The organism is Rhizobium sp. PP-F2F-G48, assembly GCF_004342335.1.
GTDB lineage: Bacteria > Pseudomonadota > Alphaproteobacteria > Rhizobiales > Rhizobiaceae > Ferranicluibacter.
On record NZ_SLVH01000001.1, the window covers coordinates 498,469 to 510,135 of the forward strand.

Sequence of the window (11,667 nt, forward strand, 5' to 3'; positions counted from 1 at the left end):
GGAGCCTGTGACCTTTATGCTTTGACGGGGGCGGACTTGCCAAAGCGCGAGACGAGATTGAGGAGGCCCATGGAGAGCCATGTGATGGAGAAGGCGATGACGGCGAGCGCCGACGGCTCGTAGGCCTTGTTGGCGCCGACGAGCTGAAGGTAGGGGCCGAATGCCGGACGGTTGAGCAGGGCGGCCATGGTGAACTCGCCCATGACAATGGCCAGCGTGATGAAGGCGCCGGAGAGCACGCCGCTCATGACGTTCGGAAAGATGCAGCGGAAGAGAATGGTCCCCCAGCTGGCGCCGAGGCTTTGCGCCGCTTCGGTCAGCGTGCGCACGTCGATGGCCCGCATGGCGGTATCGACGGCGCGGTACATGTAGGGCAGCGACAGGGTGATGTAGGAGAATACCAGCAGCACGTTCGTTCCCGTCGTCGAGCCGGTCAGCGGCAGGACGGAGGAGGAATTGTACATGCGCAGATAGCCGAACACGATGACGATGGCGGGAATGACCAGCGGCAGGAGCGTGATGAACTCCACCACCGGCCGCATCTGCGGCAGGCGCAGGCGCACCCAGTAGGCGGTGGGAACGACGAGCAGCATGCCGAAGACGATGGTCAGCAGCGCCATCAACATGGAATAGCCGAAGGTTTCGCGGAACTGCATGTCCGAGAAGACCGAGCGGTAGGCATCGAAGGAGTATTCGCCGCGGCGCATGCGCAACGAGAATTCGAAGGTGCCGATCAGGGGAATGACGAAGTAGCTCGCCCCGATGGCCATGGCGATCCAGGCGCCGATCCGGTTCGTCTTCATTTCTGCCACCTCTCGGCGCGCATGCGCAGCATGAGGTAGAGCACGTTGGACACGCCGGTGATGACGATCATGCCGAGCGCGATGGCATAGCCGAGGTTCGGATTGTGAAGTACGTCGCCGCGGATCTGCGCGTAGAGCAGGATCGGCACGATATTGAGCGAGCTGCCGGTCAGCGCATAGGCAGTTGCGATGGCGCCGAAGGCGTTGGCGAAGAGGAGCAGCGTGGTGCCGAGCAGGCTCGGCCACAGGATCGGCAGGGCCACCATGGTCCAGTATTGCCGGTTGGTGGCGCCGAGGATCTCGGAGGCTTCGCGCCATTCCTTCTTCATGCCATCGAGCGCCGGCGTCAGGATCAGCACCATCAGCGGGATCTGGAAATACATGTAGGTGAGCGTCAGGCCGGTGAAGCTCAAAAGGTTGAAGCCGGTGGAATAGAGATTGAAGCCGAACCAGTCGCGCAGGAGCACGGTGGCAAGCCCCGTGCGGCCGAGGGTGGCGAGGAAGGCAAAGGCGAGGGGAACGCCGGCGAAGTTCGAGGCGACGCCGGAGAAGGTCAGGAGGGTCGAGCGCACCGAGGCCGGCAGCCCGCCGAGCACGACCGCCCAGGCGAGAAAGAAGCCGATGAAGGCGCCGCCGAGGGCGGAGGCGAGCGAGATGCGGATCGAGATCCAATAGGCCGACAGAATCGACGGCGTGAACAGGTCGGCGATGTTCTGGAGCGTCAGCCGACCATCCGGCGTGAAAAAGGCGCCGATGACGAGATAGAAGGTCGGCGCCAGCAGGAACAGCAGGGCAAAGAGCATGAAGGGCGCGATGCCCAGCCAGTCGATGATCCGGTCCTTGCTGATGATCGGGGCTGGCCGCGATATCGGCGCTGTCACTGTGCTGATCGGTGGGCTCATCGGCGAGCTTTCGTGCGGGAGGGCGTGTGGCGAACCTCCCCGCGCGGACGCGGAGAGGCGATGTTGCCCGGTCGCTGGACCGGTTGTGCGGCTTACTTCACGTTGGCGCCGACGACGCTGTCCCACTTGCCGGTAATCTCGGTCTTGCCGGCAGCCTGCTCTTCGAGCGTCGGGAACACGGCCTTTTCATAGGCGGCGGCCGGCGGCAGCTTGTCGAGCATTTCCTTCGGGATCTTGTTGTTCTTGGCCAGATCGTTGAAGCGGATCGGGTGGCAATAGCCCTTCAGCCAGCCGAGCTGACCTTCGTCGGAATAGAGATACTCCATCCACAGCTTTGCCGCGTTCGGATGCGGTGCGAAGGCGGAGATCGCCTGAACGTAGACGCCGGCGACAACGCCGCTCGTGGGAACGACGACTTCGACGGGCGGGTTGCCGTTGAGGCTGTCGCGCCACGAGAGACCGTTATAGTCCCAGGCGACGACGATCGGCGTGGAGCCCTGCGCGAGCGAGGCCGACTTGCCGATGACGGGCACGAGGTTGCCGGCCTTGTTCAGTTCGCCGAAATAGGCGAGGCCGGCCGTTCCGGCCTTCGTCGCATCCTTTTCGCCGGCCGCGAGGCCTGCCGCGTAGACGGCCTGAACGGCCTGGTTGGAGGCGCGCGGATCGCCCGCCAGCGCGATGCTGTTGGCGTAATCGGACTTCTTCAGGTCGGCCCAGTCCTTGGGCACGTCCTTGACGATGTCGGTGTTCACGACGAAGGAGAGAACGCCGTAATAGTCACCGTACCAGTAGCCGTCGGCATCCTTGGCGCTATCGGGGATCGAATCCCAGGTGGAGACCTTGTAGGGCTGGATCAGGCCTTCAGCCTTGGCCGAGGGGCCGAAGGAGAGGCCGACGTCGATCACGTCGGGGGCCTGCGGACCCGTATTGCCCTTGTTGGCCTTGATGGCTTCGATCTCGTCGCCGGAGCCGGCATCGGGGTTCAGCTCGTTGACCTCGAGACCATACTTGGCCTTGAAGCCGGCGATGACGTCGCCGTAGCCGCACCAGTTGTGCGGAAGCGCGATGGTGGTGAGCGTGCCTTCCTTCTTGGCGGCAGCGATCAGTTCCTCGCTCGGCGCAGCCGCGGCAAGCGCGGTGGAGGCGACGAGCATCGCCGATGTCAGCGACAGAAGGCGGTGGGTCTTTGACAGCACGAAAGTCTCCTTGGGTTTGTCAGGCCGGGGTTTCCGACCCGGTGGGTCAAGCTGATAGAGCGGCGTCATGAAGCTTCTATGACAGACGCGGTGGACGGCTTCAGGCTTCGTTTCCCGGCTAACCCCCTGTCTTCAGGGTTGGTGTTGCCGGGTATCCGATCTCATCCCTTTCTTTCCTGAAAAGGCTTTCGAAACAACGGTGTCGCATCGAACAAGGTCTCCAGCGCCTTCATCCGGTCCCGGGTCTCCTCCCAGATCGAGTTCTGCACGGCTTCGATCAGCGCCTCCACCGTAAAGAGGGTGACGACCGAGCTGTCCCATGCAGAAGGCGCCTCGATGTGAATGCGGAAAACCTTGGCCGCGGACTTGGCGACGGGTGACGACCACTGGTCGGTGAAGAGAATGATTTCGGCACCGCGCGAGCGTGCGGCCTTTGCCAGCGTTTCGAGTTCCTGCTCGTAGCGGCGGATGTCGAACACCACGAGGACGTCGCCCTTCTTCATGTCGAGGACGTAGTGGGGCCAGGGGCTCGAGCCGGAGGCGATCAGCGTCACGCCGGCGCGGATGACCTGCAGATGCGTGAAGACGTAGTCGGCAAGCGTCCGCGTGATGCGGCCGCCGATGAGATAGACCCGCCGCTTCGGGTCCGCGACGAGCGCCGCGGCGCCATCGAAGTCCTGCGTCTCCATCTGGGCGAGCGTCGCCCTGAGATTGTTGATGGTGGCGTCGGCGAAACGGTTGAGGATGTGGGTGCCCGGCGCATTCGTCGCCCATCGATCATGCTTGCTGATCGGGTTGGAGATCGTCGCTTCCAGCTCCTGGTGAAGCCGGGCCTGAAAATCCGGAAAGCCGCGAAAGCCGAGTTTCTGCACCATGCGCGCGACGGTCGGCGTCGAGACGCCGGCATTCTCGGCCACGGTCGTGATGCTGCCGAGCCCGGAAACGGGATAGTTGTCGAGCAACGTCTCCGCCAGTTGCTTCTCCGCCCGGGTCAGTGCGGTGAAGTTCGCGGCGATCACGTCCGACACCGTCTTGTGTGTTTCGGTGCTGATCAAGATATTCCCCTGAGGCCGATCTTCGCCGGCCTTGTGTGACAGAGTAAACATCGCTGTCACAATCGGAGTCAATGGGGTGTATGAAGAGATCGTTTCAGTTTGCAATTGACAGACACGATTTTGTGAAGAATTCTCTTCAGTCATGAGGCCTGCCATGAGGGTGGGTGCGAGGACGGAGCCGGGTGTGAGTGCGCTGTTGACCGTCGAGGATGGCGCGCCTGTCGCGCTCGAGAATGCGGAGGCTGGCTCCCGCATCGTGCTCGTCTGCGAGCATGCCTCGCGGCGTCTCCCGCAGAGGCTGGGAACGCTCGGGCTTTCGCCGGAGGCGCTCGAAAGCCACATCGCCTGGGATCCGGGCGCTCTGGCCGTTTGCCGGATTCTGATGCAGGCGCTCGATGCGACGCTAATCTACCAGCGCTTTTCCCGGCTCGTCTATGATTGTAACCGTCCGCCGGATTCGCCGAGCGCCATGCCCGCAAGCAGCGAGATCTTCGATATTCCCGGCAATGCGGGGCTATCGGCGGCCGAACGTCTGGCGCGCACGGAGGCGATCTACAGCCCGTTCCGCAAGAGCCTTTCCGAACTGATCAAGACTCGGGTTGCAAACCATCGGCCGCCCGTTATCGTCACCCTGCATTCCTTCACGCCCGTCTGGCACGGGCAGCCACGGGACGTCGAGGTGGGCATCCTGCATGACAGCGACAGTCGGCTTGCCGATGCTTTTCTCAAAGAGGCCGCCAAGGATGAAGACTTCGTCACGCGTCGCAACGAGCCTTACGGACCGCAGGACGGTGTGACGCATACGCTGATCGAGCACGGCCTTCACAACGGCCTGCTCAACGTCATGATCGAGATCCGCAACGATCTCATCGCAAGCAAAGACGGCCAGAGGGTCCTGGCCGGCTATATCGGGGACCACCTGGGCAAGGCCCTGGCGGACCTCGAGCCATAAAAGACCCGGGGAGCGGCTTGTCCGCGGAAACCGTTCCCGCCCGGTTGGCGGGAGCACTGGCACGACTGCGTGAAGACCTCGAACAGAACCTGAAAAAGCGGGGCACACACGCAGCACGATCAAGCGTTGCAGCGTCCGTGCGCCATGAGGGTCGCGCGTCGCTGCACCGGCATCCGGCAATACCGCCCGGCGCCGAGCGTTCAGAGGGGAAAATCATGCCTGACTATAGTGACGTGGATAAACACGCGGACCTCCAGGTCCTTCATTCCATGGGATATGCGCAGGAACTCGAGCGGCGCATGAGCTCGTTCTCGAACTTCGCCGTGTCCTTTTCGATCATCTGCATTCTCTCCGGCGGCATCAATTCGCTGGCGCAGGCGACGGCCGGGGCCGGCGGCGCCGCCATCGGGATCGGCTGGCCGATCGGCTGCTTCGTGTCCTTCGTCTTCGCCATGGCGATGGCGCAGATCTCCTCGGCCTATCCGACAGCGGGTGGCCTTTATCACTGGGGTTCGATCCTCGGAAACCGCTTCACCGGCTGGCTGACCGCCTGGTTCAACCTGCTCGGCCTTGTCACCGTGCTCGGCGCCATCAATGTCGGCACCTATTACTTCTTCATGGGCACCTTCGGCACGCCGTATTTCGGGCTCGAGGACACCACCACCTTCCGGATTCTCTTCCTCGTCGTCATCACCGGCCTGCAGGCCGTGGTCAATCACATGGGGATCGGGCTGACGGCCAAGCTGACCGATTTCTCCGGCTACCTGATCTTCGTGACGGCCATCCTGCTGTCGCTCGCCTGCCTCGTCGCGGCCGATAGCTACGACATCGCCCGTCTCTTCACCTTCTCGAACTTCTCAGGGCCGGCCGGCGGCAATGTCTGGCCGGAAACGTCCTCCACCTGGGTGTTCCTGCTCGGTCTGCTCCTGCCGATCTATACGATCACCGGCTACGACGCTTCGGCCCACACCTCCGAGGAAACGGTGAAGGCGGCGACCTCCGTGCCGCGCGGCATGATCTCCTCCGTGCTCTGGTCGGCGCTCTTCGGCTACATCATGCTGTGCTCGTTCGTGCTGATGATCCCGACGCAGGCGCCGCTTGCCGACGGCACCGTCGTCGATGGCATGCAGGCCGCTGCAGCCCAGGGCTGGAACGTGTTCTTCTGGTCGATGGACACGCAGATGAACCCGATCGTCAAGGATGTGCTCTATCTCGCGATTCTGCTGTGCCAGTGGCTCTGCGGTCTTGCGACGGTGACATCGGTTTCGCGTATGATCTTCGCCTTCTCGCGTGACGGCGGCCTGCCGGCGTCCAAGGCTCTGGCCAAGGTGAGCCCAAAGTTCCGCACGCCGGTCTCGGCCATCTGGACCGGGTCGATCCTCTCGGTGCTCTTCGTCTGGGGCTCGTCGCTGATCACCATCGGCGAGACGCCGGTCTACACCATCGTCGTCTCCTGCACGGTCATCTTCCTGTTCTTCTCCTTCGCCATTCCAATCACGCTCGGCCTCTTTGCCTGGGGCACATCCAAGTGGCCGGCTCAGGGACCGTGGAACCTCGGCGAAGGCGTGTTCAAGCTCTTTGCGGGCCTGACCGTGCTCGCGATGATCCTGATCTTCGTTCTCGGCGTGCAGCCGCCGAACGGCCCGGCGCTCTACGTCACCGTCGGCTTCCTCCTTCTGACCGGCGTGATCTGGTTCGGCTTCGAGAAGCGCCGCTTCCGCGGTCCGCCGATCGGCGAGGAGGTCAAGCGTCGCGCTGCCGAGATCGCCGCAGCCGAAAAGGCCGTGGGCCAGGCGTAAGCTCTCCGAACCCTGCGGCGGCACCCGAGAACGGGGTGCCGCCGATCACCGACACGAAACGCATTTCGACCATCGCAGACAGGACGCCCGATGACCTATTCGTTCGAAGAGCTGAAGACCGACGTTGCCGAGGGCCGTATCGACACGGTTCTCGCCTGCCAGATCGACATGCAGGGCCGCCTGATGGGCAAACGCTTCCAGGCCGAATATTTCGTCGAGAGCGCCTATGAGGAGACCCACAGCTGCAACTATCTGCTGGCCACCGATCTCGAAATGGAGACGGTGTCCGGATACAAATCGACGAGCTGGGAGTCCGGCTATGGCGACTATACGATGAAGCCGGATCTCGGCACCCTTCGCCGGATTCCCTGGCTCGAAGGCACGGCACTGGTGCTGTGCGACATGCTCGACCACCAGACCCACCAGGAAGTGCCGCATTCGCCGCGCGCCATTCTCAAGCGGCAGGTCAAGCGGCTGGAGGCGATGGGGCTGAAGGCCTTCATGGCGAGCGAACTCGAATTCTTCCTGTTCGACCAGACCTATGATCAGGCCCGCGAGAGCGGCTATCGCGACCTGAAGCTCGCCAGCGGCTATAACGAGGACTACCACATCTTCCAGACCACCAAGGAAGAGGATGTGATGCGGGCGATCCGCAAGGGGCTGCAGGGCGCAGGCATTCCGGTCGAGAACTCCAAGGGCGAGGCATCGGCCGGCCAGGAGGAAATCAACGTCCGGTATGCCGAAGCGATCGATATGGCCGACCGGCACGTCATCATCAAGAACGGCTGCAAGGAGATTGCCTGGTCGAAGGGCAAGGCGATCACCTTCCTCGCCAAGTGGCACATGAATGCGGCGGGCTCGTCCTCGCACATCCATCAGTCGCTCTGGAGCCTCGACGGCAAGACATCCCACTTCTTCGACAAGGACGGCGAATACGGCATGTCGGAGACGATGCGTCACTACGTTGCCGGCCTCCTGACCCATGCGGGCGAGATCACCTATTTCCTCGCGCCCTACATCAATTCCTACAAGCGCTTCATGGCCGGGACGTTCGCGCCGACCAAGGCCGTGTGGTCCAAGGACAATCGTACGGCAGGGTATCGCCTCTGCGGCGACGGCACCAAGGGCATCCGCATCGAGTGCCGCGTCGGCGGTTCCGACCTCAATCCCTATCTCGCGATGGCGGCGCTGCTGGCCGCGGGCATTGCCGGGATCGAGGGCAAGCTGGAGCTCGAGGCGCCCTTCGTCGGCGACGCCTATTCCGGCAAGGACATCCGCGAGATCCCGAAGACATTGCGGCATGCGACCGAGCTGATGACGTCATCGTCCATGCTGCGGGAGGCGTTCGGCGACGAGGTGATCGACCATTACACGCGGGCCGGCACCTGGGAGCAGGAAGAGTATGATCGCCGGGTCACGGACTGGGAGGTCGCGCGCGGTTTCGAGCGCGCGTGATTGCAAAACCCGTCGCGGTGCGGCATGTCTCGGCATCCCCGCGTCGAGACGACGGCCTGCGGGCCGACTTCCTCTGGAGTTGATGATGACGATGATCCAATGCATTTCGCCGGTCGACGGCTCGGTCTATGCCGAGCGTGAAGCCATGCCCTACGAGGCCGCCGCCGAGGCGGTCGCCCGTGCGCGCAGAGCGCAAAAATCCTGGGCGAAACGACCGCTCGAGGAGCGCGTGCAGCTCGTGCTCAAGGGCGTGACCCGGCTGAACGAGATGGTGGACGAGGTGGTGCCGGAGCTTGCCTGGCAGATGGGCCGCCCGGTGAAATTCGGCGGCGAGTTCCGTGGCTTCAACGAGCGCTCCAACTATGTCGCCTCGATTGCCGCCGATGCCATGAAGCCGCTGGTGATCGAGGAAAGCGACCGCTTCGAGCGCCGGATCGTGCGCGAGGCGCATGGCGTCGTCTTCGTCATCGCGCCCTGGAACTATCCTTACATGACCGCGATCAACACGATCGCACCGGCGCTGATGGCCGGCAATGTCGTGATCATCAAGCATGCGAGCCAGACGCTGCTCGTCGGCGAGCGCATGGTCCGCGCCTTCACCGAGGCCGGCATGCCGGAAGACGTGTTCCAGAACCTCTTCCTCGACCATGAGACGAGCGCGCGCCTGATCGCGGCCAAGGCCTTCGACTTCGTCAATTTTACCGGCTCCGTCGAGGGCGGGCGGTCGATCGAGCGTGCGGCGGCCGGCACCTTCACCGGGCTCGGGCTTGAACTCGGCGGCAAGGATCCGGGCTATGTCATGGAGGATGCGGACCTCGATGCGGCCGTGGACACGCTGATGGATGGTGCCACTTTCAACTCCGGCCAGTGCTGCTGCGGCATCGAGCGCATCTATGTGCATGAGAGCCTCTATGACGACTTCGTGGAAAAGTCGGTCGCCTGGGTGTCGAACTACAAGCTCGGCAATCCGCTCGATCCGGAAACGACGCTCGGCCCCATGGCCAACAAGCGCTTTGCCGCCGTCGTGCGGGCGCAGGTGGCAGACGCGATCGCCAAGGGTGCGCGGGCGACGATCGATCCGAAGCTGTTTCCGGCGGATGATGGCGGCGCCTACATCGCGCCTCAGATCCTTGTCGATGTCGATCATTCCATGGAGTTCATGATCGAGGAAACCTTCGGTCCCGCCGTCGGCATCATGAAGGTCAAGAGCGACGCGGAAGCGCTTGCCCTGATGAACGACTGCAAATACGGACTGACGGCATCGCTCTGGACGCAGGACCCCGAACGCGCGGCCGCCATCGGCGCCGAGATCGAGACGGGGACCGTCTTCATGAACCGCGCCGACTATCTCGATCCCGCACTCTGCTGGACCGGCGTCAAGGAAACCGGTCGCGGCGGCTCGCTCTCCGTCTTCGGCTTCCACAACCTGACCCGGCCGAAATCCTACCATCTCAAGAAAGTCACGGCATGACCATTACCGCTAACTGGAGCTACCCGACCGCCATCAAGTTCGGGGCAGGGCGCATCAAGGAACTCGCCGAGCACTGCAAGGCCGTCGGCATGAAGCGGCCGCTGCTGGTGACGGATCGCGGTCTCGCGCCGATGGCGATCACGCAGACTGCGCTCGATATTCTGGAGGCTGCCGGCCTCGGCCGCGCCATCTTCGCGGATGTCGATCCCAATCCGAACGACGTCAACCTCGAAGCCGGCGTGAAAGCCTTCCACGATGGCGGGCACGACGGCGTCGTCGCTTTCGGCGGCGGCTCCGGGCTCGACCTCGGCAAGGCCGTCGCCTTCATGGCCGGGCAGACGCGCCCGGTCTGGGATTTCGAGGATGTCGGCGACTGGTGGACGCGGGCGTCCGTGCCCGGCATCGCGCCGATCATTGCGGTGCCCACCACGGCCGGCACCGGCTCCGAGGTCGGCCGCGCCAGCGTCATCACCGATCACGTGACGCACACGAAGAAGGTCATCTTCCACCCCAAGTTCCTGCCTGCGGTCACGATCTGCGATCCGGAACTCACCGTCGGCATGCCCAAGGTCATCACGGTCGGCACCGGCATGGATGCATTCGCGCATTGCCTGGAGGCCTATTCCTCGCCGTTCTACCATCCGATGTCGCAGGGCATCGCGCTCGAAGGCCTGCGGCTCGTGAAGGAATACCTACCGCGGGCGGTCGCCGACGGGCAGGATATCGAAGCGCGCGCCAACATGATGAGCGCGGCCGCAATGGGCGCCGTGGCGTTCCAGAAGGGCCTTGGCGCCATTCATGCCCTGTCGCATCCGGTTGGTGCGATCTACAACACGCATCACGGCATGACCAATGCCGTTGTCATGCCGGCCGTGCTGCGCTTCAACCGGCCTGCGATCGAAGAGAAGATCGGCCGTGCCGCCGCCTATCTCGGCATTTCCGGCGGGTTCGACGGGTTTACCGATTATGTGCTCGAGCTGCGCAAGAGCCTCGGCGTTCCCGACGCGCTGTCCGGCCTCGGGGTCGGTACGGACCAGATCGACCGCATGGCGGAGATGGCGATCGTCGATCCCACGGCCGGCGGCAATCCGGTCGAACTGACGCTCGACGCGGCGCGCGCGCTGTTCATCGAGACGATCTGAGACGGCTTCGAAGGCTGCCTGGCGCAACGGTTTCAAAGCCTGCGCCAGGCTTTCTCTCATTGGTTCTCGTATCGTGCGTTAAGACTTCATTAACCACGATTTGAAAGATTTGGCTTAACCGCGGCGGCTTCAGGGGCTGGAGCCGATTGCGGGGCAAACCGGGGCTCTGCGTCCCCAAAGAGGTTTCCATGCCAGTCATTACACTCGCCAACACGAAGGGCGGCGCGGGCAAGACCACTGCTGCGCTCATTCTCGCCACGGAACTCGCACGCGCCGGCAACCGCGTTACGGTGCTCGACGCCGATCCGCAGCGTTGGATCTCGACCTGGCACGAGATCTCCGGTGCCGTCCCGAACATCGACGTCATCTCGGAAATCTCGATGGCCTCGATCCAGGGCCACATCATCGAAAACCGCCGCAGCACCGACTATTTCGTCATCGACCTCGCCGGTGCGCGCAACAGCCTGCTGGCAACCGCCATCGGCCTGTCCGACCATGTGCTCATCCCCATCCAGGGCTGTTCGATGGATGCCAAGGGCGGCGCGCAGGTGCTGGAACTCCTGGCACAGCTCGAAAAGCAGGCCGGCGTGCGCATTGACCATTCCGTGGTGCTGACGCGTGTCAGCTCGCTGGTGACGACGCGGGCCCTGCAGGTGGTCAAGGGGCTTCTGGCCAGCCGCAACGTGCGCGTTCTGGAAACGCCGATCATCGAGCGCGCGGCCTTCCGCGATGTGTTCGATTGCGGCGGGACATTGCAGACCATGGACCCCGCGCGCGTGAGCAATCTGGACAAGGCACGCGAGAACGCCCGCCTGTTCGCCGAGGAGGTCCGCCGCCTCGTGCCGCTCAACGTCACTCGCGCTTTCCGCCGCGCGGCCTGATCGACGGTCCC

The 11,667-nt window shown here is 63.5% G+C and carries 10 protein-coding genes; 6 read left to right on the forward strand and 4 right to left on the reverse strand.

The genetic code is table 11. The features are described 5' to 3' along the window. Positions 1-14 precede the first annotated feature (14 nt). From C8J36_RS02310 to C8J36_RS02325, 4 genes are all read right to left on the reverse strand, one after another. The gene (locus tag C8J36_RS02310) at positions 15-803 is read right to left on the reverse strand and encodes an ABC transporter permease (RefSeq protein ID WP_132532187.1); all 789 of its coding nucleotides are present in this window, start codon (positions 801-803) and stop codon (positions 15-17) included. Then, positions 800-1,705, reverse strand: coding sequence for an ABC transporter permease subunit (locus C8J36_RS02315; protein WP_132532190.1), 906 nt, complete (start codon positions 1,703-1,705; stop codon positions 800-802). The genes C8J36_RS02310 and C8J36_RS02315 overlap by 4 nt, the downstream gene beginning before the upstream one ends. 92 nt (positions 1,706-1,797) lie before the next feature. Then, the gene (locus tag C8J36_RS02320; RefSeq protein WP_132532193.1) at positions 1,798-2,901 is read right to left on the reverse strand and encodes an ABC transporter substrate-binding protein; all 1,104 of its coding nucleotides are present in this window, start codon (positions 2,899-2,901) and stop codon (positions 1,798-1,800) included. Positions 2,902-3,062: 161 nt separating this feature from the next. Then, positions 3,063-3,956 carry a MurR/RpiR family transcriptional regulator gene (locus tag C8J36_RS02325; protein ID WP_244481100.1) on the reverse strand — a complete coding sequence of 298 codons (894 nt, stop codon included), beginning with the start codon at positions 3,954-3,956 and terminating at the stop codon, positions 3,063-3,065. 184 nt (positions 3,957-4,140) lie between these two features. Here C8J36_RS02325 and C8J36_RS02330 point away from each other — a divergent pair, with 184 nt between their 5' ends. The 6 genes from C8J36_RS02330 to C8J36_RS02355 all read left to right on the forward strand — a co-directional run bounded on the left by C8J36_RS02330 (position 4,141) and on the right by C8J36_RS02355 (position 11,656). Then, positions 4,141-4,908 carry an N-formylglutamate amidohydrolase gene (locus tag C8J36_RS02330; RefSeq protein WP_245506429.1) on the forward strand — a complete coding sequence of 256 codons (768 nt, stop codon included), beginning with the start codon at positions 4,141-4,143 and terminating at the stop codon, positions 4,906-4,908. A gap of 215 nt (positions 4,909-5,123) precedes the next feature. Then, on the forward strand, positions 5,124-6,707 hold the full coding sequence (locus C8J36_RS02335) for an amino acid permease (protein ID WP_132532199.1): 1,584 nt from the start codon (positions 5,124-5,126) through the stop codon (positions 6,705-6,707). 90 nt (positions 6,708-6,797) lie between these two features. Next, positions 6,798-8,162, forward strand: coding sequence for a glutamine synthetase family protein (locus tag C8J36_RS02340; RefSeq protein ID WP_062592409.1), 1,365 nt, complete (start codon positions 6,798-6,800; stop codon positions 8,160-8,162). 85 nt (positions 8,163-8,247) lie between these two features. After that, on the forward strand, positions 8,248-9,633 hold the full coding sequence (locus C8J36_RS02345) for an aldehyde dehydrogenase family protein (RefSeq protein WP_062593349.1): 1,386 nt from the start codon (positions 8,248-8,250) through the stop codon (positions 9,631-9,633). Next, positions 9,630-10,775: an iron-containing alcohol dehydrogenase gene (locus C8J36_RS02350; RefSeq protein WP_132532202.1), complete on the forward strand. Its 1,146-nt coding sequence runs from the start codon at positions 9,630-9,632 to the stop codon at positions 10,773-10,775. The genes C8J36_RS02345 and C8J36_RS02350 overlap by 4 nt, the downstream gene beginning before the upstream one ends. A 188-nt stretch (positions 10,776-10,963) precedes the next feature. Continuing rightward, positions 10,964-11,656, forward strand: coding sequence for a ParA family protein (locus C8J36_RS02355; RefSeq protein WP_062592414.1), 693 nt, complete (start codon positions 10,964-10,966; stop codon positions 11,654-11,656). Positions 11,657-11,667: the final 11 nt, after the last annotated feature.